This is a genomic window from Caproicibacterium amylolyticum (assembly GCF_014467055.1).
Classification (GTDB): domain Bacteria; phylum Bacillota; class Clostridia; order Oscillospirales; family Acutalibacteraceae; genus Caproicibacterium; species Caproicibacterium amylolyticum.
Genome location: NZ_CP060696.1, coordinates 2902364 through 2929363, shown reverse-complemented (window position 1 = coordinate 2929363; position 27000 = coordinate 2902364). Strand labels below are relative to the sequence as shown.

Below are 27000 nucleotides of genomic sequence, written 5' to 3'. Positions count from 1 at the left end.
GTATGATTAAAGAAGCAATCGCACAGCTTACCGAAGGGAAAGACCTTACTTACGAAACCGCAAACATAGTGATGGATGAAATCATGAGCGGCAAAACCACACAGGCACAGATGGGTTCTTACCTGACGGCGCTGCGCATGAAGGGCGAAACCATTGATGAAATCACCGCTTCCGCGGCGGGGATGCGGGCACACTGCGTGAAGCTGCTGCACGACATGGACGTGTTGGAGATTGTGGGCACCGGTGGGGACAACGCTAATTCCTTTAACATTTCCACCACTTCCGCCATCGTGATTTCCGCGGCGGGTGTGCCGGTTGCAAAGCACGGCAACCGTGCGGCTTCCAGCAAATGCGGGGCTGCGGATGTGCTGGAAGCGCTTGGCGTCAACATTGTTCTGCCGCCGGAAAAAAGTACACAGCTGCTGAAAAAGATAAACCTCTGCTTCCTGTTTGCACAGAATTATCATATCGCCATGAAGTACGTTGCGCCGGTGCGCAAAGAACTTGGCATCCGCACGGTGTTTAACATCCTGGGGCCGCTTTCCAATCCGGCAGGCGCCAATATGGAGCTGATGGGTGTTTATGACGAAGCACTGGTGGATCCGCTGGCGCGCGTGCTGTCAAATTTGGGTGTAAAACGCGGTATGGTGGTTTACGGCCAGGATATGCTGGATGAAATTTCCCTTTCCGCACCAACCACCGTCTGTGAAGTAAAGGACGGCAGCTACACCTCCTATGTGATTACGCCGGAGGAGCTGGGGCTTACCCGCTGCCAAAAGGCGGACTTGGTCGGCGGAACGCCGCAGGAAAATGCGGAGATTACCCGTGCGATTCTTGCGGGTGAAAAGGGGCCGAAGCGTGACGCGGTGCTGCTCAACTCTGCCGCGGCTTTGAAGATTGCCGGAAAAGTGAGCGACTTAAAAGCTGGAATAGCACTTGCCGCCGAAACGATTGACAGCGGCGCGGCAAAAGCACAGCTTGAGCAGTTTATTCGTCTTACCAACGAGGAAACCGCATGATTTTAGACGAACTTGCCGCCGCCGCACGGGAACGCGTGGTACAGCGGAAGCAAAAAATCCCATACGAAAAATTATTGGAACAGGCGCGGGCGCTGCCAGAAAACCAGGAGTTCCCGTTTGAACGCGCACTAAAGCAGCCGGGACTTTCCTTTATTTGCGAGGTCAAAAAAGCATCACCGAGCAAGGGACTGATTGCGCCGGACTTTCCGTATTTACAGATTGCAAAGGACTACGAGGAAGCGGGCGCGGCGGCAGTTTCCGTACTGACCGAGCCAAAGTGGTTTTTGGGCAGAGACCAGTATTTGCAGGAAGTTGCGCGGGAAGTGCATATTCCGGTTCTGCGCAAGGATTTCACCGTTGACCCGTATATGATTTGTGAAGCGAAGCTGCTGGGCGCAAGTGCGGTGCTGCTTATCTGTGCGATTTTAAGCGACAGGGAACTGCGAAGCTACCGTGAGCTGGCGGAAAGTTTCGGCCTTTCCGCACTGGTGGAAGCACACACCGAGGAGGAAGCACACCGCGCGCTGGCAAGCGGCGCAAAAATTATCGGCGTGAACAACCGCAATTTGAAGGACTTTACCGTGGATGTCCACGCGGGCGAGCGCCTGCGCAAGTTAATTCCGCCGGAGGTGCTGTTTGTTTCTGAAAGCGGGGTAAAGGGTGCGGCGGAAATCGCCGCCGTGCGGCAGATGGGTGCGGATGCGGTGCTGGTCGGGGAGGCGCTGATGCGTGTGCCGGACCGCAAAGCGGCACTGCGGGCGCTGCGGCAGGAGTGAACGAAAAATGACAAAAATTAAAATCTGCGGGCTGACCCGTATGGCAGATATTGCGGCGGTTAACGCCGCCAAACCGGATTATATCGGCTTTGTGTTTGCAGAAAGCCGCCGCAGAGTTGTGCCGGAGCAGGCGGCGGAACTGCGCGCCGCGCTTTCACCGGGAATTGTGCCGGTGGGTGTGTTTGTAAACCAGCCGGTGGCAGAAATCCTGCGGCTGCTGCGCGTCGGTACCATCTCGATTGCACAGCTGCACGGGCAGGAGTCGGATGCGGACATTCGGCAGATTCAGCGTGCGGGTTTTCCAGTAATTCGCGCGTTTCGTGTGCAGAACGCGGCAGATACGGCGCGGGCGCTGCAAAGTCCGGCGGATTTCCTGCTGCTGGACAGCGGCAGCGGCGGGACTGGGCAGGTCTTTGACTGGAGTTTGTTGCCGAAAATTGACCGCCCGTGGTTTCTGGCAGGCGGGCTTTCGCCCGAAAATGTGGTGGAGGCCGCAAAAACACTGCACCCGTGGGGCATGGATGTTTCAAGCGGCGCGGAAACGGACGGAAAAAAAGATTTAGCAAAGATAGAAGCGATTATAAGGAGGATACGAAATGTCTAAAGGAAGATACGGCGTACACGGCGGGCAGTATGTGCCGGAAACGCTGATGAATGAGCTTGACTGCCTGGAAAAGGCGTATGAGCACTATAAAAATGACCCGGATTTTGTAAAAGAACTGGCCCAACTGAACCGGCAGTACACCGGTCGCCCGTCGCTTTTGTATTACGCGGAGAAAATGACCAAAGACTTGGGCGGCGCAAAAATCTACCTGAAGCGCGAGGATTTAAACCACACCGGTTCCCACAAAATCAATAACGTGCTGGGGCAGGTGCTGCTGGCAAAGCGTATGGGCAAAACGCGGATTATCGCGGAAACCGGTGCGGGGCAGCACGGTGTGGCGGCGGCGACCGGCGCTGCTCTGCTGGGCATGGAATGCGAAGTTTTCATGGGTGTGAAAGACACCGAACGGCAGGCACTGAATGTGTACCGTATGGAACTGCTGGGTGCAAAGGTGCATCCGGTCGAGTCCGGTACCGGTACGCTGAAAGATGCCGTCAACGAAGCCATGCGCGAATGGGTCAGCCGCGTGGATGATACCGCCTACTGTCTTGGTTCAGTCATGGGGCCGCATCCGTACCCCATGATGGTGCGCGACTTTCAAAGCGTTATCAGCAAGGAAGCGCGGGAACAGATTCTGGAGGCAGAGGGAAAGCTGCCGGACGCGGTGCTTGCCTGTGTGGGTGGCGGCAGCAACGCCATGGGAATGTTTTATAATTTTATACCGGACAAAGAAGTAAAGCTGATTGGCTGCGAGGCCGCGGGACGCGGGGTGAACACAGCCCAAACCGCCGCAACCATTGCCACCGGCAAGCCCGGCGTGTTTCACGGCATGAAGTCTTATTTCTGCCAAAATGAATATGGCCAGATTGCGCCGGTGTATTCCATTTCTGCCGGTTTGGATTACCCCGGAATCGGGCCGGAGCACGCGCATCTTTACGACATCGGCCGCGCACAGTACGTGCCGGTAACGGATGACGAAGCGGTCAACGCATTCGAGTACATTGCCCGCACGGAGGGCATTATCTGTGCAATCGAGAGCGCCCACGCCGTGGCTTATGCCATGCAGCTTGCGCCCACCATGCGCAAAGACCAAAGTATGATTATCTGCCTTTCCGGCAGAGGAGATAAAGACGTGGCGGCAATCGCGCGTTACAGGGGGAGGAACATTACAGAATGAACAGAATAGAAAAAGCATTTCAAAACGGTAAGGCGTTCATCGGTTTCGTCACAGCGGGCGACCCGTCCTTGGCAAAAACAGAGGAGTTCATTCTGGGAATGCTCCGCGGAGGCTGTGACCTGGTGGAAATCGGTATTCCGTTTTCCGATCCGATTGCGGAGGGCGTGGTAATACAGGAGGCTGACCTGCGCTCCCTCTCTGCAGGCACCACTACGGACGGTGTGTTCGATATGGCGGCAGACCTGCGCAGGAAGACCGACGCGCCGCTGGTGTTTATGACATATTACAACCCCGTGTTCAGCTACGGCAACGAGCGCTTTTTTAAGCGCTGCGCAGAAGCAGGCGTGGACGGCATCATTGTTCCGGATTTGCCATTTGAAGAAAAAGGCGAAATTACCGAACTTGCCGCAAAAAACGGCGTAAAAGTGATTTCTATGGTTGCACCGACTTCGCATGAGCGTATTCGCAGAATCGCCGCCGAGTCCGAGGGCTTTTTGTACGTGGTTTCCTCGCTGGGTGTGACCGGCGTACGCAGTGACATCAAGACGGACCTTGCTTCCATTATGGAGATTGTGCGGGAAAGCACGAAAACCCCGGCCGCAGTCGGCTTTGGCATCAATACCCCGCAGCAGGCAGAGAAAATCGGTGCCGTTGCAGACGGTGTCATTGTGGGCAGCGCCATTGTGAAAATCATCGCGAAGTACGGCGAAGATGCCGGGAAACCGGTGTATGAATATGTAAAGAGCATGAAAGACGCATTAAAGACAATTTAAGTGCGGCTTTGCTTTTGGCAGCGTTTCTTGTCCTGAATTCATGTTTCTTTTTCAGTGAAGCTGTGGGGCTGCTCGCCCCACGCCCTCGGCAACTTTCTGTATCAGCAGAAAGTTACCAAAGACAGACAAGGGCTGCGCCCTTGACCTGCAAAGCAAGATGGCCGAATTGATTTTTACAGGGCGCGCCGCGCTAGAGTAGCAGAAAAGCTGAAATTACTCGCGCTTCGCGCGGCATTTCACCTTTGCGGCCACATCCGCGCGGGGGACAGTTTGTTTGCGCCAAGACAATTCTCAATTTACTTGTTTGCCGGCATAGGCTTACACGCGAAAATGTTTCGGTTTACGCAAAGACGGCGGCTTTGCCGCCGCACGGGGCGCTTCGCGCCTCTGCTTGACAGATTTGTAAATTTTGTATATTCTGTATGTAAAACTTGCAAAGAGGTGAGCGTGATGGGCGAAGTTTTCACTGCTTTGGCGGCGGTACCGGTTTGTTCTGCGTTCGGTGTGTTTCCAGCATCCCTCTTTTCACATTTCTGGGACAAAAGGCGTCAGCTGTGCCGAATCCTGCGGATTTTATGGATTGTTTTCAGTGCTGGTGCGGCGGTGCATTTTGTGCTCTGGGCGATGATTGGGAACACGGTCCGTTTTTCTGCCGGTATGTGGAGTGTGCCGGATGTGTGGAAAATGACACCTACTGCGACAATTTCACTTGCCATGCTTGCGGTGGATATTTTGCAGTTTCCGCTGTACGCAGCGGCGAAACGAGCACAGGCCGCAAAGCGAAAAGTCTTGCTAGCGGTGGCCATCCTGTGCGGCGCGGCGGTTTCCGTAGCGGCCCCCTTACAGATTCTCACCTCTGTTTTTAACGCATAAGTTTTGGGCGCAAACAAGCCCCTGCCATGGTGTAACACCCAAGGCAGGGGCTTGTTGTTAAATTTTCAGGAAGCCGAGAATTACAGCAATCATACCTACGCTGAAAGCAATAATACGAATGGCAATATCTCCTTTTTTACTGATTTTCTTTTGGAAAATCAGAGCAATCAGAAGAAAGACGCAATTTGCAAATAAAAGGGTCATAGAAACAGTGAATTTCATAAGTTAGTCTCTCTCATTGTGAAGAAATCCAAATAGGGCTAACGGTTGGGAGACTGCTGCCGTAAAGAGGAGGAGCAATCAAAATTTTGATAATAACGCCGCGGCCATTGGTATTATTGAAAGCAATTATGTTGCCTGCAGCTGATAGCGCAATTGCAAGCACTTTGGATACAACAGGTTCTGGAATTAGTACGGATAAAGTACCCGCAATATTTATTCCTGAAGATACTTTAGATGCAGTTTCGTTATTAAGGTATAAGTCGCAGCCATACCATGTCCAAACAACTTTGTTTACACCAGAATAGGCCGTTCTGAGTGTTAAAGTATTATTTTGAATTATGCAATGCGATTTGAGAGGTGATTGCTTGACTGTGTACAAAGACAAATTATTCTTCTGAGCTATAGAAGCTTTGTTAATATTAGCATTGACTGTTTGTGTATATTTTGGTGTAATTGAAATATTACCGGAATGATCAGCAGTTAAAAAGCCTTTTTTAATCATCAGATTGGAAGAAAGAAGACTTTTTTGCGCTTGTTCATATTCAGTGGCGGTCACCCCGACTTGATTAGCACTTTTCTGTATGTACAGGGAACCATCAGACTTAGTAGAGATGTAAGGGGTTAGCTTTTGAATTGTGGATGGACTTAACGTCGCGGCGGTGGAAGATGGTGAGTGCGAATTGATGGACTCAGGAACATTGGTTGCGGCAAAGGCAGGGGTGGCAGAAAAAAATGTCAAAGCCAATGACGCAAAGACAGCAACGAACCTTTTTACAGAACCTTTCCTTATAAACTCTCCTTTCGATAATTAATATTTTTCCAAAGTATACCATTTAAAAAAACAATTGTCAATATATTCCTTGAAATATTTTTTACAGTTCTGCATTGACTGTACTTTTATTAGTATTTCTTTGCTTTGTTACCAAACGCCAGATTTTTTGCAGTGTATAAAGAAAGTTGACGAAAGCGGGTGGGCAGCGTACAATTTAAGAAAGCACTTTAGAAAAGCAATTTAGGAATAAGAGGGAATTTAGTATGCAGTTTGCAAAACGTATGGAACAGTTTGGGGAAGGCGTGTTCTCGGAACTGCTTACATTAAAGCGCGAAAAAGAAGCACAGGGCGTGCAGGTAATTGACCTGAGCGTCGGAACGCCAAACATTCCGCCGGTTGAAAATATTCGCCGCACACTGGCAGAGGCGGCAGAGGACCCCCGCCAGTATATTTACGCCATCAGCGACACCAGTGAATTACAGCAGGCAGTGGCGCAGTGGTACAGCCGCCGCTACGGCGTAACGCTGAATCCGGAAACACAGGTGGTTTCCCTGCTCGGTTCGCAGGAGGGACTTACCCACATTGCGCTGTCCATTGCTGACCCAGGGGATACGGTACTGGTGCCTGACCCGTGCTATCCGGCATTCAGCTGCGGCCCGATGATGGCCGGTGCGCGGCTTGCATGGATGCCGCTGAAAAAAGAAAACGACTATCTCATTGACTTTGACACGATTCCGGAGGAGGACGCAAAAGCCGCGAAGCTGATGGTCGTTTCCTATCCGAACAATCCCACGGCGTCAGTCGCACCGGATTGGTTTTATGAAAAACTGATTGCATTCGCCAAAAAGTATGACATTATCGTACTGCACGACAATGCTTACAGCGAATTGGTGTTTGACGGCAAAATCTGCGGCAGCTTTCTGCGTTTTCCTGGCGCGGCGGAAGTCGGCGTGGAGTTTAATTCATTAAGCAAAACTTATGGAATGGCAGGCGCACGCGTGGGCTTCTGCGTTGGCAATGAGCAAGTGGTTTCCATGCTGAAGCAGCTCAAATCCAATATGGACTACGGGATGTTCCTGCCAATTCAGAAAGCGGCGGCAGAAGCAATTACCGGTGACCAGTCCTGTGTGGTACGCACGCGGGCGGCCTATGAAAAGCGCCGCGACATCCTCTGCGAAGCATTTGACAAACTGGGCTGGCATTTTGAAAAGCCCGCCGCAACCATGTTTGCCTGGGCGCAGATTCCGGCAAAATACGGCGATGATGACAGGCACTTTTCACGCGAGTTGGTGGAAAAGGCCGGCGTGCTGGTAACACCCGGCAGTGCTTTCGGCCCCAGTGGAAAAGGGCATGTGCGCATGGCGCTGGTACAGGACGAGGAAGCTTTGCAGGAAGCTGCACAGCGCATGAGCAAGACAAGCATATTCACTAAATAATTACCAAAAAATTCTACACTGCGCACCGGTTACAAGGCGTATAATAAAAATATCAAATAATGGTATGGGAAGGAGCGAAAGTCTATGGAGAAGAAGAAAGTGGCAGCCATTGTTTTGGCAGCTGCTGTTACGGTGTGCAGTGCTGTTCCGGCCTTTGCCGGCGGCAAAGTAGGGGATATTTACTCAGATACCACACAGGATTTGCAGCGGCAGTATGGAGAGAGTTATGTTTTTCGAGTGAACGGCCTTTTTGAAGGGGATACCTACACCGTTGGAAATGGAAAAGTGCTTGCAACCTTTACGCAGGAAAGCGCGACTACTGATCTTGGCTTTGAGAAAGGCCAGCCAAACCCAAATGTTTTCACCTACCTGTACGGGTTCCGCTGTGTTGGCGAGGGCGAAACCGGCGTGTATATTACCCACCATGGCAAAACAATGCGGCTTTTTAAAGTGAAAGTCGAAGCCGGTTCCCGCTTGAAAGCTGCAACAGCAAATGCACAGAAAGTCATTCAGCGGACAGTGGAACACCCTGACCCCGTTCCGGAGAAATGGGACAAAACCACCGTGATTGATGAAGTAGTGCCAATGTGCGATTTTGCCGGAACAGAAAACTCCTATCTGTTTCTGCTTAAAACCAATGGTAAAAAAGACGGATATATCATGGAAACTGCTAGGGCGGGTGCTGTTTCGGCGGAATCTTACTGTCTTACCGGCAGAGGTGTGGTCAACGTAATGATGCAGCAGCGTTTTCACCGTGAAATCACAGCGGCAGATAAAGTCGTAAATGCGGGCGCATTTAACTTTATACTGCCGAAGGACGGCGGCTTTATAGACTTGGAAACCGGCAAAAAACTGACCGGCACTGCCGCCCAGCTGCAGGAAAAGTACGAAAAGTGGATGGCTGGGATAGATCCTATCCTGCGAAGCCAGACCTTTAGCTATTACAGCCAACAAACGGATACACATTCTAACAAAATAAAATAATCTGCTTAAGCAGTATAAACATATGTGCCTTTGCACTGTCTACTGGAGTTATTTATGAAAACGCAGAAAAAGGTTCTTTTTACAGTGGTCGGCGTACTGCTGGCCTGTGCGGTGTTTTTCGTGGGATTTTTTGCCGGCAAGGCAAAAGCTGCGCGTGTGCCGGACAGTTCGTTTGGAACGGGTGACACGTGGTTTTGGTCTGATACCACACAGAACATGGAACGCTGGGTGGGGGACACTTACACTTTTGCGGTTACTCTGCATAATAACACGGCTGCCAGCAGCGGCCACAGTACCATGCCAATTTCGCCGACCTATTCCGTTGGTAACGGTAAAATTCTGGAAAATTATGAGCCGCAGCCATCTTTTTCGGTAAACCGCAGGGACAGCACCACTACTTTTTATTATGCGTTTCGCTGCCTTTCCGCAGGGGAAACCGGCGTTTATTTGCAGCCGAACAAGGGGGAACGCATGCTGCTGTTTAAGGTGAAAGTAAGCTCAACAGTCGGGATGGGCAGCGTGCTGGGTACGGATGCTTCCAAATTTTCAAAAATTGTAATTTCCCATATGCAGTACGACAAAACGATTACTGACCAACAGCAGATTGCCGCACTGCTGCAGAAAATTTTAACCGTGCAGCTGCGGCACATTCAAGAAGATCCGCACATGGTTGGGTGGGAATATGGCCTGAAATTGTACCCGGCTGACGGCAGCGGTGCTTATCAGTACAGTGACGGCGGCAGCGGCGGTTTTCACAAAGAAAAAGGCTGTACTTTTAACGGGCCGGAGGGCTTTTATCCGCTGCAAAGCAGTTCCTATGGCAAATGGTATGCCACTATGAAGCAGTACTACGAAAACGCGCCGGGAGTGAAGCGGGACAGAACCGCAAATTCATAAACGGATATTTTTGGTAAATAAGTTAGAAAGTCTGTTGCAATAAATATTGTATAATATTATAATAAATCTTGGAAGTACATAAAATTTTATACAATAAAAATATGGAAAGAAAGGATTTAAAATTCGGTAGACTTAGAATTTATTGCCAACAATATCCATCATGGAATTCCACTTATTTTATGTTTGACTCAATACAATGGCTATAATCAAGGGCATGCAGTTGTGTGTTTCGGTTATACAAAGAATTCATCTGCTCCAAAATTAAGGATTGCGGATGGGTTCAACACATCTTTGGCAACTTATGATTTCAATTATGATTACCAGAATACAAGATTTATAGAAAGAGCACTTTATACACGCTGGTAAACTTTGTCACGAAAGGAGAACTTGTAGTGATGAAAAGGAAAAGAATGTTAGCAACAGGATTAGCCGTGTGCCTTGTTGGCTCAATTTATGCCATTCCGGCCTTTGCCGGCGGCAACGTAGGAGATATTTACTCGGATACTACACAGGATTTGCAAAGGCAGTATGGGGAGAGTTATATCTTTAAGGCAAGTGGTCTTGCCGACGACGATACCTACACCGTTGGCAACGGAAAAGTACTGGAAACCTTTACGAAAGAGGCTGTTTCTACAGCACTAGGCAGAGCTGACGGCAAAAAAATGGACCAGATGACAGCACTGTACGGTTTCCGCTGTGTTGGCGAGGGCGAAACCGGCGTGTACATTACCCACCACGGCAAAACGATTTGTTTGTTTAAGGTCAAAGTAAATTCTACAACTGCAATGGCACAGGCTGTTGGAACAGATGCTTCCAAATTTTCTAAAGTGGAAGTGTACCACGCAGGAATCACTAAGACTATAAAAACGCAGTCAGAAATGCAAAAATTATTGCAAGGGATAGGGCAAGTAAAACTAAAAAGACTGCCACAGAACCCCAATATATCGGGTGGCGAGTATGCAATTTCCTTTTACCCAGCAGATGGTAGCGCGGCTTACGTCTATGCGGACGGCGGCAGCGGAAATTTCTCCAAGCGCCCTGGCTGTACGTGGAACGGTCCTGTTGGCTATTACCAAATTCAAACATCCTCCTTTGACTTGTGGATAAAAACGATGAAAGAAGCATTCGGGGCAGCCAAGTAAATGTAATTGGTTTTTGTAAAAAGCTGAATTTCAAAGAAAACAGTGCTTGACAATTTTAATAAATTCAGGTATGCTGTAGCCATAGCAGCCATACAACTGACGGAAGTGGAGTAAACCACATGAAGTATGGCGAAGGAAATGCCGACCGTCTGGGCGAAAACCCGGATGGTGCGGCATTTTTTATTTTCTTACGCAAAAACAAACAGCCATCCGGAGAAAAGGAGGAAACTGCTTGATGCTCGGAAAGATCCATTCACTGGAAACGATGGGACTGGTGGACGGGCCGGGAATTCGGGTCGTGGTTTTCCTGCAGGGCTGTGCCCTGCGGTGTCAGTTCTGCCACAATCCGGACACTTGGGCCACAGAGGGCGGGGAGGAAATGTCCCCGCAGGAACTGCTTCAAAAAATTGTCCGTTACCGCCCATACTTTACACGCAGCAGCGGCGGGGTCACGTTTTCCGGCGGCGAACCGCTTTTGCAGCCGGAATTTGTGCTGGAAACGCTGAAACTGTGCCGGGAAGCGAGGATTCACACCTGTTTGGACACCGCGGGGTGCGGTCGGGGAATGTATGACGAAATCCTGCAATATACCGACTTGGTGCTGTACGACGTAAAGCAGATTACAGAAGAAAGCTATCGCCAGATGACCGGACGTGATTGGACGGAAACCGGCAAATTTCTGCAGGCCGTGCGCCGCGCAGGAACGCCGGTGTGGGTGCGCCATGTGGTGGTGCCGGGGCTGACGGACGGCGAAGCGCATATGGCGGCACTGCAGTCGTTTGTACACGCACATGTTCCAAACGTGCAGAAAGTAGAATTGCTGCCGTACCATCTGCTTGGGGTACACAAATACGAAGTAATGGGGCTAAAATATCCGCTGACGGGTGTGCCGGCAATGGACATCGGAAAAGTGGAACAGTGGCAGAAAAAATACTTTGCAGTGGGGGAAACCCGCAGATGATGCACGGAAGCTCCCGTGAACCGCTCACACTTTCCTGCAGACTGCGGTAAAATAACACAGGTGTATTTTTGGGAGCAGAAGATTTCTACGAATTTTGTATGGACTTATATTTTTAATTTAAAACATGGAGGAATTTCCTGATGAATAACGCATGGAATGGTTTTCACGAGGGCCGCTGGCAGCGTGAAATTGATGTACGCAATTTCATTCAGAAGAACTATACACTGTACGAGGGTGACGACAGTTTCCTTGCCGGCCCTACGGAAAAAACCAAAGCTGTTTGGAGCAAGTGCAGCGATTTACTGCAGCAGGAGCTGAAAAAGGGCGGTGTGCTGGATGTGGAAACCAAACGCATTTCCGGCATCAACAATTTCGAGCCCGGCTACATTGACCGCGAAAACGAAATGATTGTCGGTCTGCAGACGGATGCGCCGCTGAAACGCATGGTGAACTTGTACGGCGGCATGCGCATGGCACAGCAGAGTTTGGAGCAGTACGGCTACAAGCTTGACCCGGAAATTGAGCGGCACTTCGGTGAGTACCGCAAAACGCACAATCAGGGTGTGTTTGATGCTTACCCGAAACGTGTGCGCACAGCCCGCCACGTTGGACTTTTAACCGGTTTGCCGGACGCTTACGGCCGTGGACGCATTATCGGCGACTATCGCCGCATCGCGCTGTACGGCACGGACTACCTGATTGAACAGAAGAAGAAAGACCATGACGAGCTGGACGGCCCCATGAATGAAGAGCGCATCCGCCTTTCTGAGAATGTCAGCGAACAGATTCGCGCGCTGAAAGCTATTACGCAGATGGCGGCCTCCTACGGTGTGGATATTTCCAAACCGGCGCAGAACGCACGTGAAGCGGTGCAGGCAGTGTACATGGGTTACCTCGCCGGAGTCAAGGAAAACAACGGCGCGGCAACCAGCCTCGGCCGTACTTCCACGTTCCTGGACATTTACCTGCAGCGCGACCTGGAAAACGGTACACTGACCGAAGAGGGCGCACAGGAACTGGTTGACCAGTTTATTATCAAGCTGCGGCTGGTGCGCCACCTGCGCACGCCGGAATATGACGAACTTTTCGGCGGCGACCCCACTTGGGTAACGGAATCGATCGGCGGTGTTGGCGTGAACGGCCGTTCGCTGGTTACAAAAAACTCGTTCCGCTATCTGCATACGCTGATTAATTTGGGCACTGCACCGGAGCCGAACCTGACGGTACTGTGGAGCGAACATCTGCCGGAAACATTCAAGCGTTACTGCACCAAGATTTCCATTGCAACGGACTCCATTCAGTACGAAAATGATGATGTGATGCGTCCGATTTACGGGGATGATTACGCGATTGCATGCTGCGTTTCCGCAATGAAGGTCGGCAAACAAATGCAGTTCTTCGGTGCCCGCTGCAACCTTGCAAAGAGTCTGATGCTGGCAATTAACGGCGGCGTGGATGAGTTAAAGGGCATTCAGGTTGTGCCGGACATTGCACCGCTGACCGGAGATGTACTTAACTATGCAGAAGTATGGGAAAACTATAAAAAGGTAATGGCATACGTTGCACAACTGTATGTAGATGCAAACAACATTATCCACTATATGCATGACAAGTACGCCTATGAGGCCAGCCAGATGGCTCTGCATGACACAAATGTGGAACGCCTGATGGCGTTTGGTGTGGCAGGCCTTTCCGTTGCGGCGGATTCCCTTTCCGCAATCAAGTACGCGCAGGTGCGCCCGATTCGCAATGAACAGGGCGTAGCGGTCGACTTTGAAACAGCAGGGGATTTTCCGAAGTACGGCAACGACGATGACCGTGCGGACGACTTGGCAGTCGATATTGTGGAGCGTTTCAGCAGCGAGCTGAAAAAGCATCCGCTGTACCGCGGCGCAAAGCACACCCTTTCCGCACTGACCATCACCAGCAACGTGATGTACGGTAAAAAGACCGGCACGACTCCGGACGGACGCAAAAAGGGCGAGCCGCTGGCGCCGGGTGCAAACCCGATGCATGGCCGCGACAAATCCGGTGCGCTGGCATCCTTAAATAGCGTTGCAAAGATTCCGTACCGTAGTGTGTGCCAAGACGGCGTTTCCAACACGTTTTCCATTGTGCCGACTGCACTCGGCAAGGATGAAAATCAGCGTGAAAGCAATTTGACAGCGCTTTTGGACGGCTACTTCAGTCAGGGCGCGCATCACCTGAACGTCAACGTGATGAACCGTGAAACATTGATTGATGCGATGGATCACCCGGAAAAATACCCGACTCTGACCATCCGCGTTTCCGGTTACGCTGTCAACTTTAACCGCCTTTCCCGTGAACAGCAGGAAGAGGTTATTGCCCGCACATTCCACGAAAGCATTTAAACACAACAGACAAAAACGCAGCGCTTCCGAGTGAAAAGGAAGCGCTGCGTTTTCATATGAACAGTAGGCACGCGGGCGAAAGAAGGCAATGAAAGGAAAAGTTGTATCTTGGCTGTCAAAACGCGTGTCTTGACAGCTAATGGTAAAGCTAATGGTAAAGCTATTCCTCCGCAGGATCGTCCCGGTACAGAATGCCCAGCTGTTTGAGCTGCTCCGTCACCCGACTGCAGGCGGCTTCGTCCGGGCAGAGCAGCGTGTGCAGATGTACGCCGTCGGTCAGCGTGGAAAGGGGCGCGGCATTGTTCTTTTTCACTTTTTTAATAAACGCGTCTGCGTCATACCGTGAGAAGATGTGCAGCTTTCCGCTGAGCTGGCCGTATACACTGTGGGAAACAATCACATCCAGCACTGCACAGCCGTTGTCGGTTATGGTGTACAGCTCCTGCTGCAGGGGCAAAAGCCCAGTGTGACAGCAGGCGATGGTGCGGGTCAGTCCCGCCGGTTTGGTGCGCTCCAAAATGTATCCCCGCGGAGTAGCGGTAATAAGTGCCTGTGCGGCACGCAGCAGAGCGATGTCCCCAACGATGATCTGGCGGCTGACCGTGTACTTTCGCGCAAGGGCGGAGGCACTCAGGGGTGCGTCTGCATGCTCCAAATCCCGCAGCACAGCGGCTCTGCGTTCACGAGGTGTCAATGAGAAAACCTGCTTTCCTGCGAAAAATCGCATTGTTTAATAAGTATAGCAAAACGAAAGCAGGGCATCAAGCCTGATTTTGTTAATTTTACATTTGGACTTCCTATTTTCTTCACTTTGTAGTACAATATTTTGTACGGTTGATTTGCCGCGATTTTGCGGCAGGCCCCCGAATCTGTGAACCTAAAATGACGGAGTTTTTAACATGAAGAGGAAAGTTTATCTGGTTGGTGCCGGTGTGGGCGGTACGCAGGGACTGACCGCCGAAGCAGCGGAGGTCTTGGCGCGCTGCGGCGGTGTGTTTGGCGAAAAACAATTACTGGAAATCCTGCCCGCAGGCTGCCGGAAGCTGGAGCAGACTGCACCGGAAAAAATCCGGGCTTATCTGGACAGTCATCCCGAAATCGGGGAGGCAGCGGCAGTTTTTTATGGTGATCCCGGCCTTCACGGGGACGCTGCACGCCTGCGGGCGGCACTGGAAGATTCCTACACAGTACAGGGAATTGCCGGTGTCAGTTCCATTGCGTATTTTTGTGCGCGCGTGGGCTGTGGCTGGGCGGATGCAAAGCTGCTGCCGACAGATACTCTGCCGGCGCAGGTAGGCAGTGCGGTGAGGATCAACAAACGCACATTTTTGCTGGCCTCCCGCCGCTGCCGGGTGCAGGATGTCTGTGCGCGGCTGTGCAGCGGCGGCCTTGGCAGGCTGCAGATTGTTGTCGGCGAACATTTGGGAACTGACCGTGAACGGATTCTGTGCGGCAGCGCAGAAGAACTGTCTATTCAAAAGTTTAGCCAGCTGTGTGTGCTGTACATTGAGAATGCAGAGCCAATGCAGAAAGAAGTGCGTACCTGTATTCCCGACGATGAGTTCTTTCACAGCGGGGTACCCATGACAAAATGTGAAGTGCGCGCGGTCAGTGTGGGCAAACTTTGTCTGCACAGCGGCAGTGTAGTTTACGATATTGGCTGCGGCACCGGTTCGGTCAGCGTGGAATGTGCACTGCAGGCAAAAGCAGGTATTGTTTACGCGATTGATAAAAACCGCGCGGCACTGAAGCTGACGGCACAGAACCGCCAGAAATTCGGTGTATACAACGTAAAAGCTGTAGAGGGCGAAGCACCGGAGGTACTCAAGGGTCTGCCGGCGCCGGACTGTGTATTTATCGGCGGCAGCACCGGAAATTTGCCGGAAATCCTGGAAGAAGTGTTGCAGAAGAACCCCAAGGCACGCATTGTGCTGAACGCGATTTCGCTGGAAACCGTTACGCAGGCGATTCAATGCATGGAGCGTTTTGCATTGGCGGATGTGGACATTGCCCAGATCAGCGTGGCAAAATCCCGCCCTGCGGGCGGCCACAAGCTGATGCAGGCGCAAAACCCGGTTTATGTAATCAGCGGGGAAGGCACCGCGTCAAACTGAAAACAGGATAAAATGGCACCTAAGTCGGCAGTATGCCGTGCTTAGGTGCCATTTCTTTTGGCAAAAATTACAGTTTAAATTCATCTGCATCCGGTTTGGGAACAGGCGGACGCACCAGCGGTACGCGGCGCAGTGGGTCATACCGGAAACGCCGGCAGGAACCGGACTGCGGGAATTGCCGGCCAAGCAGGCAGGAAGGATTGTTCTGTGCACCGACCGCGTGTGCACAGTAGTCGCAGCGGGGTTCGATTGTGCTGCTGAAAAAACCGCCGCTCTGCATCTTCATGGAAAGCCCCCTTGAAAAGCAGCCAAAAAGAACTGCCTGAAATCACCACACAGTTTGCAGTATGGTCTATCCGGGAACTATTATACCACAGAATTATGTTGACCGCTACTGTCAATTAACAGTGCAGCGCAAAGAATAATCAGAGCAGCGCCTGCGGCGATACCGCCGGAAAGTTCCGGCCGGCTTTGTGCAAAGCTGCCAAAAACATCCACAACAGGTGGAAGCGGCGGTTTTGGCGTAAATTCGTTTTGAAACGGCAAGGTGCAAAGGGCCGCCAGCCCTCCCTGCAGGGCACGGCACAGAAAAAAACGGCCGGGGCGTACACGAAAGGAAAGTCCCTGCAAAACCTGTAAATGCACACACAGGCCGCCCCAGCCAAGGATCAGCGAAATACACCACAGCGGAGCATTGACGTTTGCGGCAGAGCGGCAGCCAAGTGTTACTTCACAGAAACCGGCGAATACGGCAAGCGACGTTCCGGAAAAGAACTGCTGCAATATGCAAAGGAAAGTGCTGAAAAGCACAACAAAGCAGCACATCAGCAGCATGGAGGAGGCACTGCTGCGCACAGCGGCCAGAAGTGCCTTCGCCGGTGAGGGCCAAGAAATTTGGTGCGGTGGCTGTGCAATGTCCTTGTGATGTGAAATTCCCAGCAGAATGCCCACTGCCAGCCCGGAAAGCAGGTGAACAATCAAAAGGAACCGGCCGGCCTGCACGCTGCCGAGAAAGCCAAGACCAACCGCGGTACAAATAAATGCGGGTCCGCCGTTTACCGAAAACAGCAGCAGACGTTCTGCCTGTTCAGCGTTCAGTTCTCCGCTTTCGTAAAGCGCCTGTGCGCCGCGCGAACCGGTGGGGTAGCCGCCCAGCATTCCCATTAGAATAGCCGGCGCGGCGGCGGGCGGCAGGGCAAACAGCTTTGCAAAGGGTTTGCCGATACACCGGCCAATAGAGGATGACAGTCCGCTTTTGACTAAAAATACTGTGATGACCAAAAACGGGAACAGGGAAGGCACAAGCACCCCTAAGCAGGTGGAAATGCCGGCAGAAGCGCCGTCTGCCGCCTGACGCGGAAAAAACAGCAGGGCGGCAGCCATAAAAATCGCCGCTGCTCCCGTAATTTTTTTTGACATGGATAAACCTCCTCTCGTCCACAATGCATATGCAGAAGTTTCGCAGAATATTTTTTCAGCAGAACAAAGTATGCTTTTGTAAAACTGTTGTGTTTTCAACAATTTTAGAGAAGCCTGTGGAAAAGGGAGTGTGTGCGCAATGAAACTGCCGGAAAAACCGGCTCTGCTTGCACAGGCAGGAGAAAAGCTGGAGCTTGCGGGTAACCGGGAGGCCACTGTGGACGGCTGCGGAGGTGTGCTGGAATATACAGAGGATGTTGTGCGCATCCGGTACGGCCGCGGTGTGCTGCGCTTCCTTGGCAGGGGGCTGACACTGCACAGCCTGGCTGTTCGCACTTTGGTCGTGACCGGTTATATTACGGAAATCGATTACGCTGCGCGCGGAGAAATGCTGCCCCAGCGAGAAACAGAAAAGGAGGAACCGTAATGGGTTTAACACACTGGCTGACCGGCTGGGTGCGCTTTCGAGTGGTTACACCGAAAGGCGGGGAACGGTTCCTAAACTGCTGTACAAGGGCAAAAATTTACATCTGGCGGGTACGCCCGGGCAGCAAAGGGATAACCGCCTGTGTACGTGCAGGGCAGTATGCTGCGCTGCGCCGTCCTGCACGGCAGGCAAAGGTACGTTTGCAGATACAGCGGAAAGGCGGACTGCCGCTGAAAATTGCCCATCTGCGGCACCGTCCCGGCTTAATTGCCGGATTTGTGCTGTTTTGGGTGGCACTGCTGGCGTTGGGGCAGTGTTTCTGGACGGTAGAGGTCACCGGCTGCAAAAACATTCCGGAAAATGAACTGCGGCAGGCACTGGCGGAGCAGGGGGTGGCGCCGGGTGTGAAAAAGAGCGGCTTTTCCGCAAAAGAAGTGCAGACCAAAATGATGGAGAAGTTCCCGCAGATCAGCTGGATCAGCGTGAATAACCATGGTGCGGATGTGGATGTGCAGCTGACGGAAAAGGATGAGCAGCCGCCGGTTGCGGACCAGAACGGCTGGTATCATCTGCGTGCGTCTGAAAATGGAATTGTGGTGGAAATGCATGTTTCAGCCGGGAGCCCGGTTGTGAAAGTGGGCGACGGCGTTATCAAGAACCAGCTTTTGGTCTCAGCAGTGGTGGAAGACAAAGAGCAGAAATTCATGCGGCTGTACCATGCGGCGGGTACGGTCATCGCGGAAACCAAGCACACGCTGCAGGTGCAGGTGCCGTTTGGACTTTCGCAGTGGCAGACATGCGGGCAGCCCGCCGAACGCCGCTCTCTGCTCGTGTTTGGGGTACAGATTCCGCTTTCTGTTGAGCTGCCGCCAAGCGGGCAGTTGATGCGTACCGGCCAGCAGACCGCCGTGCGTTTGTGCGGAAAGGAACTTCCACTTTCATTTTTGCAGGAAGAGCTGACGCCGGTGCGGCTGGTGACCAGGCAAAGAAGCAGGGCGGAGGTCGAAAAAGAGGCAAAACAGCTTTTGGACAGCAAGGAAAAGACAGAACTTTCCAGTGCCAGCGTAACAAAGCGGACTGACACCATAAAGGCCGATAAAAACGGTGTGACCGTTACCCGCCAGCTCGTATGCCGCGAAAATATTGCGAAAGAAGTAAAAATTTCACAGTAAACGGCTGGTTTTGCTCCGGTTGCTGCTTATAAAGAAGAAAAAAGCCCCAAAATCACGGAATGTCAGAAAATCGCGTTAATTTTCTGTAAAAATGAACACAATAAACTTGGGAAAAACCTAGTGACTATATTTGTCTTCTGTGGTATGATAAAAAAGCGAACATAGCACAACTTCCGCAGAAATATTACCGAAAATGAACCCAAAGGGGAATGTTTCCGTGGGAAGAAGGTTTTTGAATTTTTAAACAGTGTAAGGTGAAGCATTTGTTTGAACAAAGAGTCAGCATTGACCGAACAGAACAGGCCGCGGCGCTCTTCGGGAATTTGGATGAAAACATCCGTCTGATTGAAAAAGAGTATCAGGTTGCCGCAGTGACGCGTGACAGCGAGATTAAGGTGACGGGTGAGCCGGAAAACGTGGAGCGTGCAGTTCGTGCGCTGAACAGTCTGCTGGCCTTGGTGAACCGGGGGGAAACGCTGACAGAGCAGAATGTACGCTACTGCCTGAGCCTTGTCAATGAAGGGGCGGAAGATAAGGTGCAGGCGCTTGCCGGGGACTGCATCTGCATAACCAGCAAAGGCAAGCCGATTAAGCCGAAAACACTGGGGCAGAAAAAATATTGTGCGGCGATTCGGGACAATACCATCACGATTGGAATTGGCCCGGCGGGTACCGGAAAAACTTATTTGGCAGTTGCCATGGCGGTCACCGCATTCCGCGCACAGCAGGTGGAACGCATCATCCTGACCCGCCCTGCTGTAGAGGCCGGAGAAAAGCTGGGCTTCCTGCCCGGCGATTTGCAGCAGAAAGTTGACCCTTACCTGCGTCCGCTGTATGATGCACTGTTCGACATGCTTGGTGCGGAAACCTACCAGCGGTACGTGGAGCGGGGAAACATCGAAGTGGCGCCGCTGGCGTACATGCGCGGGCGCACGCTGGACGACAGCTTCATTATTCTGGATGAGGCGCAAAACACCACACAGGAGCAGATGAAAATGTTCCTGACCCGCTTGGGCTTTAACAGCCGCATGGTCATTACCGGCGACATTACCCAGATTGACCTGCCGGACGGCAGACACAGCGGGCTCAAGCAGATTACGCGCATACTGCGCGGCGTAGAAGATATTGCACAGGTTGAGTTTACCGGCCGGGATGTGGTTCGGCACAAACTGGTGCAGGAAATTATTAAAGCATATGAAAAATATGAGGAGGTAAAACACTGATTATGGAAAAAATTAGAGTTATGATAGAGAATAAGCAGAAAGCGGTCAAAATACCGACCGGACTGCGTATGCTGGTGCGCCGCTGCTGCAACGCAGTGCTGCGCATGGAGAACTTTGACAGCTCCGCAGAAATCAGCGTGACATTTGTGGACAATGAGCAGATTCATCAGCTGAACAAACAGTACCGCGACAAAGATATGCCGACGGATGTGCTTAGCTTCCCGATGGGCGAAAACGGCGTGTACGACGTTGACCATACGACGGGTGCCAAGATTTTGGGCGATATTGTTATTTCCATGGAAAAAGCAACCGAGCAGGCGGATCGCTACGGCCACAGTTTAGAACGTGAGGTTGGCTACCTGACTGCACACAGCATGCTGCATCTGCTGGGCTACGACCATGAAGACGGCGGAATTCAGCGGGTACGGATGCGCGAAAAAGAAGAGCAAGTCATGGCGGAGCTTGGCCTGCCGAGCAGCAGCAGCTACGTTATGGAAGATGACGAATAAACCGTAGAAATGCTGAGGACGTATCATTCATGCGTTTTATGAAAAGTCTGCGCTATGCCCTGCGGGGTATTCTGTACTGTATCAATACAGAGCGAAATATGCGCTTCCACACGGTGGCCGCGTTTTATACGCTTCTGTTTTCTCCGTTTTTTCACCTTGGCGCACTGGGGTACGCAGTGCTGTTTTTAACGATCGGTTCGGTGATGTCTGCGGAGGTGTTCAACACCGTTACGGAAACACAGTGTGACCTGGTCAGTTCCACTTTCAGCGGCGGCGTGCGCAGCGTAAAAGATCTGGCCGCGGGCGGCGTACTGCTGCGGGCAGTGTTTGCCGCAGGAGTCGGGGTATGCCTTTTTGCAAAGCCTGCCTGTATTGCTGCCGGCTGGCAGTGGCTGACGGACAGGCCATTGCTTTTGGTGCTGCTGGCAGGGTCGGTAGTAGCTGCCATTGTTTATGTACTGCTTGGGCCTCCGGCAATGCGGGACCGCCTGCGGGCATTCCGATGCAGAAAATCTTATTGACTTTTGTATGGCCTTTTACATATTGTTACGCGAAAATTGGGAAAATCGGTCGAAGCGACCGCGATTAAAGAGGTTAATCAGGAAATGGTAAGAGAAGCGAAAAAAACAGATTTAAATAGCCTGCTGCTTTTGTACACACAGCTGCACGATAACCCATTGCCGCAGTCGTCGGGCAATGCGGAAAATGTTTGGCAGCAAATCGTGGACAACCCCTGCTGCCATGTGGTTGTCAATGAAGTGTACGGCAGAATTGTTTCTTCCTGTGTGCTGGTAGTTGTGCCGAACCTGACACACGGCCAGCGGCCGTATGCGCTGGTGGAAAACATGGTGACCGATTGCTCTTTTCGCAATCAGGGCTTTGGCTCTGCCTGTCTGCGTGAAGCAAAGCGCATTGCTGTGCGGTACAACTGCTACAAAATCATGCTGATGACCGGTTCCCGCGAACCGGAAACACTGCATTACTACGAAAAAGCCGGCTACAGCCGGAACGAAAAGACGGCTTTTCTGCAGCGGCTGTCCTGAAATTTTAAATAAATGAGGTACTCCCTATGCAAAACATGAATGTTGAAGAAAAATCTGCGTTTGTTGCAATCGTCGGCCGGCCGAATGTGGGCAAAAGCTCCCTGATGAACCGGATGCTTGGGCAGAAAGTTGCCATTGTCAGCAGCAAGCCGCAGACGACCCGCACACGCATTATGGGCGTACTGACAGAAAGCGAAAATCAGTTGGTGTTTCTGGACACCCCCGGTCTGCTGAAACCGCGTGATCGTCTGGGGGAGTATATGGTCAAAAGCGTGACTTCCTCTGTTGCAGGTGTGGATGCTGCCCTGCTGGTGGTGGAGGCTGGAACCGAGATTTCTCCGGCAGATATGGATCTGATTGCAAAGTTCCAAAGCCTGCAGCTCCCTGCGGTTTTGTGCGTCAATAAAATCGATTTGCTGGAAGATAAATCACGGCTGATGCCGCAGATTGCAGCGCTGAATGAAAAATATAATTTTGCGGCTGTGGTGCCGGTCAGCGCACGCAGCGGCGATGGAATTGACGAGCTGAAAGCGGAACTGAAGAAACTGAGTCAGCCGGGCGGCCATATGTTTCCGGATGACACTCTGACTGACCAGCCGGAACGTGTTTTGGCTGGGGAATTTGTGCGTGAAAAAATGCTGCGCCTGCTCAATAAAGAGGTGCCGCATGGTGTTGCGGTGGTAGTACGCCGCCTGAAAGAGCGCACGGACGGTTCCTGCATTGACATAGAAGCGGAAATTTACTGCGAACGGGACAGCCACAAGGGTATTATCATTGGCAAAGGCGGCGCCATGCTGAAAAGAATCGGCACAGACGCGCGCAAAGAACTGGAACGCTTTTACGGAGTGAAAGTGAACCTGCAGCTGCAGGTCATGGTGAAGCCGAATTGGCGCAATAAAGAAGCCGCACTGTGCAGCTTTGGCTTTGATACAAAAGATTTACTGGAGTGAATTTTGGCTGAAAAACCGGCTCTCCTACCACAAAAGCGGCGAAAAGTACGCTGAAAAAGGTCGAAAATTCTTTTATTTGCCACTCATATCGGTTTCTGCTTGTGCGCATACTGGTAATGAACCTGAAATTCACAGATGTGAGTTTTGAACCAGAGCGCACAGGAAGGGGCGAGCCGTTATGGATGAGAAAACAGCTTGGTCATGCTTTGTGCAGTCGGGCAGTGTGCAGGACTATCTGCGCTATACCCAGTGCAAGGCGGGTTCCGTCGGTCAGGAGGAGAAACCGGATGCAGATACAGACAGAGGGGATTGTCATCCGGGTGGCGGCGGTTGGGGAGAGTGACCGCTTAGTTACTGTGCTGACCCGCGACCGCGGCGTGGTGCGGGCTTTTGCGCGCAAAAGCCGTGCGGCAAAAAGCAGGTTGGTTTCGGCTACGCAGCTGTTTTGCTACACGCGCATCCTGCTGTTTTGCGGGAAAGATAAGTACATGATAGATGAAGCACAGCCGCTGGAAGTTTTTTTCGAGCTGCGGCAGGACATAGCCCGCCTGGCTTTGGCACAATATTTCTGTGAACTGGCCGGTGTGCTTGCCCCGCAGGAGGACGGCGAGCGTGCGGCGGAATTTCTGCGTCTGCTGCTGGCAGCGTTCCGGCGGCTGTGCCGGGGCGGACGTCCTCTGCCGCTGGTAAAAGCAGCTGTGGAAATGCGGATGCTCAGCCTTGCCGGCTATATGCCGGATTTAATTGGCTGTGCGGAGTGCCGCAAATATGAAGATGAAACAATGCGTTTCTTTCCGGTACAGGGGAATCTGCTGTGTCCTGCCTGCTGTGAAAAAACCGGACAGCACGGCGGCACCGTGCTGCACATGGGTGCGCTGACCGCTTTGCGGCATACGATTTATGCCGAACTGCCGAAGCTGTTTTCGTTTGCGCTTGGCGCAGACGGGCAGCGTGAACTTTCGCAGGCAGGGGAACGGTATCTGCTGGCACAGCTGGACCGCAGCTTTAAAACATTGGACTTTTACCATTCGATTCCACAGGAAGAAGCTTCGGAGGCGAACCAAAAGACGTGAGCCGCAGAAGCTTTGGTACATAAAAACACAGGTGTGCTTTTGTGCACACTGTCGGCGGGATTTTCCCGCTTGTGAGGGAGATATGAATAATCAGACAGAACACCATCTCCATGCATTGGAGCTGGATAAAATTTTAGAACTGCTGGCGCAGGAAACTGCAAGCGACGCGGCCGTCGAAATGGCGCGCGAACTGCGCCCAGCAAGTGATCTTGAGGATGCACAGCATCTTTTGAATGAAACATGGGATGCCTATGGCTTGATGGCGAAGTTTGGTTCGCCGTCTTTTGGTGGACTGCATGAAGTTTCCAACCCGCTGCGCCGTGCAGAATCCGGCGGCGTCCTGAATATGGCGGAACTTTTGCGGGTCGCAGGTGTTTTGCGGTGCCTGCGTGCGGTTTGTGACTGGCGCAGTAAGAGCGCAGGTATCAAGACCGTGCTGGATGACCGCTTTGACCGAATTGTAACCAATAAGTACCTGGAAGAAAAGATTTACAGTTCCATCGACTCCGAGGAAGAAATGAATGACAATGCTTCCCCGGCACTGGCGGCGATTCGCCGGAAAATCCGTGCGGCTTCCGCGCGCGCCCGTGAAAAGCTTGATGGAATGGTGCATTCTGCGTATTATCAGAAATTTTTGCAGGACGCAATCGTAACCCAGCGTGACGGACGTTTTGTGGTGCCGGTCAAGGCGGAATTCCGCAGTGAAGTTCCCGGATTGGTGCATGATTCTTCCGGCAGCGGCGCGACGGTCTTCATTGAACCGATGGCGGTTGTGGAGGCAAACAACGAAGTTCGTGTACTGCAGAACGACGAGAAAAATGAGATTGACCGCATTCTGCAGGAGCTTTCCGCGGAGGCGGGCTCTTTTGCATCCAGTATTATTACCGGCTGCACGATTGCGGCACAGCTGGACTTGATTTTTGCAAAGGCAAGCCTTGGCTACAAAATGAAGGCGACTTTGCCTCAACTGAATGATCGGGGTGTAATTGACCTGAAACGTGCGCGGCATCCGCTGATCAATAAAAATAAAGTGGTGGCTACCGATGTGCGGCTGGGGACGGATTTTGACACACTGGTGATTACAGGCCCGAACACCGGCGGTAAAACGGTCACGCTGAAAACAATTGGTCTGCTGACATTGATGGCGGAATGCGGCATGCTGGTTCCGGTTTCCGAAAACAGCCGCCTTTCCGTATTTCGCTATGTGCTGGCGGACATTGGCGATGAGCAGTCGATTGAACAGAGTTTGTCCACTTTTTCCGCGCATATGACCAACATTATTCGTATTTTAAAGCAGGCGGACGGTGAAAGCCTGGTGTTGCTGGATGAGCTCGGTGCCGGCACAGACCCGGTCGAGGGTGCGGCACTGGCCAATTCCATTTTGGAGCAGCTGCGGCAGCAGGGCGCACGGATTGCCGCTACCACGCATTATGCGGAACTGAAGGCTTATGCGTTGGATACACCCGGTGTGGAAAACGGCTCCTGCGAATTTGACGTGGCAACGCTGCAGCCAACTTACCGGCTGCTGATTGGCGTACCCGGCCGAAGCAATGCTTTTGCAATTTCCCGCAGGCTCGGTATGCAGGAGTCCGTTGTGGAACACGCGCAGAAATTGGTTTCCAATGAAAGCACGCGCTTTGAAAGTGTTGTCGGGCAGCTGGAAGAAAGCCGCCGCGCGCTAGAGGATGAGCGGGAAGAAGCCCGCCGCAATTTGGAAGAGGCACGCAAAGCGCTGGAAACCGCACGTGCACAGCAGGAGGAAATCCAGCGAAACGTGCAGAAAGAAATGGACCGCGCACGGGAACAGGCAAGCATGCTGGTTTCCCGCACGCGCGGGCAGGCGGATGCGCTGCTGAATGAGTTGGAAGAACTGAAAAAGCAGAGGAACAAACAGCTGACAGCCGAGCAAAAAGCCAAGCTGAACGCCGGTCTGCGGCAAATGGAGAGTACGGCGGATCCTGTTAGCAAGCGCCGCCGCAACGACAACTACCGGCTGCCGCGGGCACTGCGTGCAGGAGATACAGTCTGCCTGGTTGATTTGGACAAACAAGCCACTGTATTGGAACTTGACAAAGACGCCAAGCACGCACTGGTGCAGGCAGGGGTCATTAAAACGCGGGTGGAGGTGTCCAACCTGCAGCTGGTGACGAATGCCGAAAAGCGCAAAGAAGAGCGCCGCCGCACCCGCACAGTGACCAAGCAGTTTGCCAATGCGCCGGCACATGCCGAACTTGACCTGCGCGGTCAAACAGCAGATGAAGCGCTGGCGAATGTTGATTTGTTTATTGACAATGCGGTTCGCAGCAGCTTGACACAGGTGACGATTATTCACGGCAAAGGTACCGGTGTACTGCGAAAAGCGGTACAGGAGCACCTGAAGCACCATGCAAGTGTAAGAAGCTATCGTCTGGGAACATATGGTGAGGGCGAAAGCGGCGTGACCATTGCAGAACTAAAATAATAGTGGAAGAATAAAGCAAAAGGAACTGCTCTGATGACTTGGAGCGGTTCCTTTTGCTTTTGCGTAGCGGTTTTATCGGCAAAGAAAACGGGTAAAATGTAAATCAGCGATAAAAACGAGTTGATTCATTGAACATAATATTTTAAATAACAAGATGATGCAAAATCATAAAAATTCAGTTAGAAAAACAAAATACGAAAAATCCAGCGTTTGTAACAGATTTTGCGGTTCTTTGCATAGCCAATGCATGAGAAGTCAAAAAATTGGATGTATGCATAAAGCAGAATCAAATAAAACCAAAGAAGATGTAAAAGAGCAGTGCTTACAAATAAAAAGAAGTATGCTATACTGGATAAAACCGGAAAAATAAAAGAGGGTGAGGAACAAATGCAGTCGGAAGGAAACTTAGATATATAATTATTATGTATAAATCTATTAACAATATTTATAAAAATAAAGATGAAAATTAAACAAAAACATCCAAAAATTAAAAATTGTTTTATGATGTCATTATCATTCTAAAACAGAAATACGCGAAGAAAATTCGTGAAAAAGCGGATAATATCGTGAAATTCTGTTTGTAAAGAAATTTACGGTCATA

28 protein-coding genes and 1 riboswitch are annotated in these 27000 nt (G+C 51.7%); of the genes, 23 read left to right on the top strand and 5 right to left on the bottom strand.

The features are described 5' to 3' along the window. The first annotated feature begins 2 nt into the window (after positions 1-2). The 6 genes from trpD to H6X83_RS14105 all read left to right on the top strand — a co-directional run bounded on the left by trpD (position 3) and on the right by H6X83_RS14105 (position 5222). Complete coding sequence (gene trpD, locus H6X83_RS14130) at positions 3-1019, top strand: anthranilate phosphoribosyltransferase (protein ID WP_212507093.1); 1017 nt, start codon at positions 3-5, stop codon at positions 1017-1019. Continuing rightward, positions 1016-1795 (top strand): indole-3-glycerol phosphate synthase TrpC, encoded by a 780-nt coding sequence (trpC, locus tag H6X83_RS14125; protein WP_212507092.1) that lies wholly within the window; start codon positions 1016-1018, stop codon positions 1793-1795. The genes trpD and trpC overlap by 4 nt, the downstream gene beginning before the upstream one ends. Before the next feature lie 7 nt (positions 1796-1802). Continuing rightward, positions 1803-2399 (top strand): phosphoribosylanthranilate isomerase, encoded by a 597-nt coding sequence (locus tag H6X83_RS14120; RefSeq protein WP_212507091.1) that lies wholly within the window; start codon positions 1803-1805, stop codon positions 2397-2399. Beyond that, positions 2392-3576, top strand: coding sequence for a tryptophan synthase subunit beta (gene trpB / locus H6X83_RS14115; RefSeq protein WP_212507090.1), 1185 nt, complete (start codon positions 2392-2394; stop codon positions 3574-3576). Before H6X83_RS14120 ends, trpB begins: the two co-directional genes overlap by 8 nt. Beyond that, positions 3573-4349, top strand: a complete 777-nt coding sequence (trpA, locus tag H6X83_RS14110; RefSeq protein ID WP_212507089.1) for a tryptophan synthase subunit alpha — start codon at positions 3573-3575, stop codon at positions 4347-4349. The genes trpB and trpA overlap by 4 nt, the downstream gene beginning before the upstream one ends. 450 nt (positions 4350-4799) lie before the next feature. Then, positions 4800-5222, top strand: coding sequence for a hypothetical protein (locus H6X83_RS14105; RefSeq protein WP_212507088.1), 423 nt, complete (start codon positions 4800-4802; stop codon positions 5220-5222). A gap of 57 nt (positions 5223-5279) precedes the next feature. Here H6X83_RS14105 and H6X83_RS14100 read toward each other — a convergent pair whose 3' ends face one another. Then, complete coding sequence (locus tag H6X83_RS14100; protein ID WP_212507087.1) at positions 5280-5444, bottom strand: hypothetical protein; 165 nt, start codon at positions 5442-5444, stop codon at positions 5280-5282. Between the two features lie 13 nt (positions 5445-5457). Continuing rightward, complete coding sequence (locus tag H6X83_RS14095) at positions 5458-6189, bottom strand: hypothetical protein (RefSeq protein ID WP_212507086.1); 732 nt, start codon at positions 6187-6189, stop codon at positions 5458-5460. A gap of 290 nt (positions 6190-6479) precedes the next feature. Here H6X83_RS14095 and H6X83_RS14090 point away from each other — a divergent pair, with 290 nt between their 5' ends. From H6X83_RS14090 to pflB, 6 genes are all read left to right on the top strand, one after another. Beyond that, positions 6480-7652 carry an aminotransferase class I/II-fold pyridoxal phosphate-dependent enzyme gene (locus tag H6X83_RS14090; RefSeq protein ID WP_212507085.1) on the top strand — a complete coding sequence of 391 codons (1173 nt, stop codon included), beginning with the start codon at positions 6480-6482 and terminating at the stop codon, positions 7650-7652. Between the two features lie 84 nt (positions 7653-7736). Then, complete coding sequence (locus H6X83_RS14085; RefSeq protein WP_212507084.1) at positions 7737-8636, top strand: hypothetical protein; 900 nt, start codon at positions 7737-7739, stop codon at positions 8634-8636. A gap of 54 nt (positions 8637-8690) precedes the next feature. Next, on the top strand, positions 8691-9533 hold the full coding sequence (locus tag H6X83_RS14080; protein WP_212507083.1) for a hypothetical protein: 843 nt from the start codon (positions 8691-8693) through the stop codon (positions 9531-9533). 410 nt (positions 9534-9943) lie between these two features. Continuing rightward, positions 9944-10675, top strand: coding sequence for a hypothetical protein (locus tag H6X83_RS14075; RefSeq protein WP_212507082.1), 732 nt, complete (start codon positions 9944-9946; stop codon positions 10673-10675). Between the two features lie 82 nt (positions 10676-10757). After that, positions 10758-10837, top strand: a riboswitch (ZMP/ZTP riboswitch). A 70-nt stretch (positions 10838-10907) separates the two neighbouring features. Then, the gene (pflA, locus tag H6X83_RS14070; RefSeq protein ID WP_212507081.1) at positions 10908-11636 is read left to right on the top strand and encodes a pyruvate formate-lyase-activating protein; all 729 of its coding nucleotides are present in this window, start codon (positions 10908-10910) and stop codon (positions 11634-11636) included. A 140-nt stretch (positions 11637-11776) separates the two neighbouring features. Beyond that, the gene (gene pflB, locus H6X83_RS14065) at positions 11777-14008 is read left to right on the top strand and encodes a formate C-acetyltransferase (protein ID WP_212507080.1); all 2232 of its coding nucleotides are present in this window, start codon (positions 11777-11779) and stop codon (positions 14006-14008) included. Positions 14009-14168: 160 nt separating this feature from the next. Here pflB and H6X83_RS14060 read toward each other — a convergent pair whose 3' ends face one another. Then, positions 14169-14702 (bottom strand): transcription repressor NadR, encoded by a 534-nt coding sequence (locus tag H6X83_RS14060; protein WP_246419313.1) that lies wholly within the window; start codon positions 14700-14702, stop codon positions 14169-14171. Between the two features lie 205 nt (positions 14703-14907). On the opposite strand from H6X83_RS14060, the gene cbiT reads away from it, so the two are divergent. Next, entirely contained in the window at positions 14908-16122 is a 1215-nt protein-coding gene (gene cbiT, locus H6X83_RS14055) for a precorrin-6Y C5,15-methyltransferase (decarboxylating) subunit CbiT (RefSeq protein ID WP_212507078.1), read from the top strand. Positions 16123-16189: 67 nt separating this feature from the next. Here the strand turns inward: cbiT and H6X83_RS14050 are convergent, their stop codons facing one another. Both H6X83_RS14050 and H6X83_RS14045 read right to left on the bottom strand, forming a co-directional pair. Then, entirely contained in the window at positions 16190-16408 is a 219-nt protein-coding gene (locus tag H6X83_RS14050) for a hypothetical protein (RefSeq protein WP_212507077.1), read from the bottom strand. A gap of 80 nt (positions 16409-16488) precedes the next feature. After that, entirely contained in the window at positions 16489-17541 is a 1053-nt protein-coding gene (locus H6X83_RS14045; RefSeq protein ID WP_212507076.1) for a hypothetical protein, read from the bottom strand. 139 nt (positions 17542-17680) lie between these two features. On the opposite strand from H6X83_RS14045, the gene H6X83_RS14040 reads away from it, so the two are divergent. The 10 genes from H6X83_RS14040 (at position 17681) to H6X83_RS13995 (ending at position 26399) form a co-directional block, all read left to right on the top strand. After that, positions 17681-17968 (top strand): YabP/YqfC family sporulation protein, encoded by a 288-nt coding sequence (locus tag H6X83_RS14040; protein WP_212507075.1) that lies wholly within the window; start codon positions 17681-17683, stop codon positions 17966-17968. Then, positions 17968-19140: a sporulation protein YqfD gene (locus H6X83_RS14035; RefSeq protein WP_212507074.1), complete on the top strand. Its 1173-nt coding sequence runs from the start codon at positions 17968-17970 to the stop codon at positions 19138-19140. Before H6X83_RS14040 ends, H6X83_RS14035 begins: the two co-directional genes overlap by 1 nt. Before the next feature lie 263 nt (positions 19141-19403). Continuing rightward, positions 19404-20363, top strand: coding sequence for a PhoH family protein (locus tag H6X83_RS14030; RefSeq protein ID WP_212507073.1), 960 nt, complete (start codon positions 19404-19406; stop codon positions 20361-20363). A 2-nt stretch (positions 20364-20365) separates the two neighbouring features. Next, entirely contained in the window at positions 20366-20872 is a 507-nt protein-coding gene (ybeY, locus tag H6X83_RS14025) for an rRNA maturation RNase YbeY (protein ID WP_212507072.1), read from the top strand. 29 nt (positions 20873-20901) lie between these two features. Further along, a complete protein-coding gene (locus H6X83_RS14020) occupies positions 20902-21393 on the top strand; it encodes a diacylglycerol kinase family protein (protein ID WP_212507071.1) in 492 nt (163 codons plus the stop codon). 84 nt (positions 21394-21477) lie between these two features. Continuing rightward, a complete protein-coding gene (locus H6X83_RS14015) occupies positions 21478-21915 on the top strand; it encodes a GNAT family N-acetyltransferase (RefSeq protein ID WP_212507070.1) in 438 nt (145 codons plus the stop codon). Positions 21916-21941: 26 nt separating this feature from the next. Beyond that, positions 21942-22865 carry a GTPase Era gene (era, locus tag H6X83_RS14010; RefSeq protein ID WP_212507069.1) on the top strand — a complete coding sequence of 308 codons (924 nt, stop codon included), beginning with the start codon at positions 21942-21944 and terminating at the stop codon, positions 22863-22865. Positions 22866-23043: 178 nt separating this feature from the next. Beyond that, entirely contained in the window at positions 23044-23208 is a 165-nt protein-coding gene (locus tag H6X83_RS14005; protein WP_212507068.1) for a hypothetical protein, read from the top strand. Beyond that, the gene (gene recO, locus H6X83_RS14000) at positions 23153-23938 is read left to right on the top strand and encodes a DNA repair protein RecO (RefSeq protein WP_212507067.1); all 786 of its coding nucleotides are present in this window, start codon (positions 23153-23155) and stop codon (positions 23936-23938) included. Before H6X83_RS14005 ends, recO begins: the two co-directional genes overlap by 56 nt. A gap of 82 nt (positions 23939-24020) precedes the next feature. Next, the gene (locus H6X83_RS13995; RefSeq protein WP_212507066.1) at positions 24021-26399 is read left to right on the top strand and encodes an endonuclease MutS2; all 2379 of its coding nucleotides are present in this window, start codon (positions 24021-24023) and stop codon (positions 26397-26399) included. The last annotated feature ends 601 nt before the right edge of the window (positions 26400-27000 follow it).

Excerpts from the sequence above, each read along its gene's own strand:
- H6X83_RS14075 (WP_212507082.1), top strand. The coding sequence starts at position 9,944 with ATGTTAGCAACAGGATTAGCCGTGTGCCTTGTTGGCTCAATTTATGCC.
- trpA (WP_212507089.1), top strand. The coding sequence starts at position 3,573 with ATGAACAGAATAGAAAAAGCATTTCAAAACGGTAAGGCGTTCATCGGT.
- H6X83_RS14015 (WP_212507070.1), top strand. The coding sequence starts at position 21,478 with ATGGTAAGAGAAGCGAAAAAAACAGATTTAAATAGCCTGCTGCTTTTG.
- H6X83_RS14080 (WP_212507083.1), top strand. The coding sequence starts at position 8,691 with ATGAAAACGCAGAAAAAGGTTCTTTTTACAGTGGTCGGCGTACTGCTG.
- ybeY (WP_212507072.1), top strand. The coding sequence starts at position 20,366 with ATGGAAAAAATTAGAGTTATGATAGAGAATAAGCAGAAAGCGGTCAAA.
- H6X83_RS14035 (WP_212507074.1), top strand. The coding sequence starts at position 17,968 with ATGGGTTTAACACACTGGCTGACCGGCTGGGTGCGCTTTCGAGTGGTT.
- cbiT (WP_212507078.1), top strand. The coding sequence starts at position 14,908 with ATGAAGAGGAAAGTTTATCTGGTTGGTGCCGGTGTGGGCGGTACGCAG.
- pflB (WP_212507080.1), top strand. The coding sequence starts at position 11,777 with ATGAATAACGCATGGAATGGTTTTCACGAGGGCCGCTGGCAGCGTGAA.
- era (WP_212507069.1), top strand. The coding sequence starts at position 21,942 with ATGCAAAACATGAATGTTGAAGAAAAATCTGCGTTTGTTGCAATCGTC.
- H6X83_RS14005 (WP_212507068.1), top strand. The coding sequence starts at position 23,044 with ATGGATGAGAAAACAGCTTGGTCATGCTTTGTGCAGTCGGGCAGTGTG.
- H6X83_RS14100 (WP_212507087.1), bottom strand. The coding sequence starts at position 5,444 with ATGAAATTCACTGTTTCTATGACCCTTTTATTTGCAAATTGCGTCTTT.
- trpC (WP_212507092.1), top strand. The coding sequence starts at position 1,016 with ATGATTTTAGACGAACTTGCCGCCGCCGCACGGGAACGCGTGGTACAG.
- H6X83_RS14090 (WP_212507085.1), top strand. The coding sequence starts at position 6,480 with ATGCAGTTTGCAAAACGTATGGAACAGTTTGGGGAAGGCGTGTTCTCG.
- H6X83_RS13995 (WP_212507066.1), top strand. The coding sequence starts at position 24,021 with ATGAATAATCAGACAGAACACCATCTCCATGCATTGGAGCTGGATAAA.
- H6X83_RS14050 (WP_212507077.1), bottom strand. The coding sequence starts at position 16,408 with ATGAAGATGCAGAGCGGCGGTTTTTTCAGCAGCACAATCGAACCCCGC.
- H6X83_RS14045 (WP_212507076.1), bottom strand. The coding sequence starts at position 17,541 with ATGTCAAAAAAAATTACGGGAGCAGCGGCGATTTTTATGGCTGCCGCC.
- trpB (WP_212507090.1), top strand. The coding sequence starts at position 2,392 with ATGTCTAAAGGAAGATACGGCGTACACGGCGGGCAGTATGTGCCGGAA.
- H6X83_RS14020 (WP_212507071.1), top strand. The coding sequence starts at position 20,902 with ATGCGTTTTATGAAAAGTCTGCGCTATGCCCTGCGGGGTATTCTGTAC.
- trpD (WP_212507093.1), top strand. The coding sequence starts at position 3 with ATGATTAAAGAAGCAATCGCACAGCTTACCGAAGGGAAAGACCTTACT.
- H6X83_RS14105 (WP_212507088.1), top strand. The coding sequence starts at position 4,800 with ATGGGCGAAGTTTTCACTGCTTTGGCGGCGGTACCGGTTTGTTCTGCG.
- recO (WP_212507067.1), top strand. The coding sequence starts at position 23,153 with ATGCAGATACAGACAGAGGGGATTGTCATCCGGGTGGCGGCGGTTGGG.
- H6X83_RS14040 (WP_212507075.1), top strand. The coding sequence starts at position 17,681 with ATGAAACTGCCGGAAAAACCGGCTCTGCTTGCACAGGCAGGAGAAAAG.
- H6X83_RS14085 (WP_212507084.1), top strand. The coding sequence starts at position 7,737 with ATGGAGAAGAAGAAAGTGGCAGCCATTGTTTTGGCAGCTGCTGTTACG.
- H6X83_RS14120 (WP_212507091.1), top strand. The coding sequence starts at position 1,803 with ATGACAAAAATTAAAATCTGCGGGCTGACCCGTATGGCAGATATTGCG.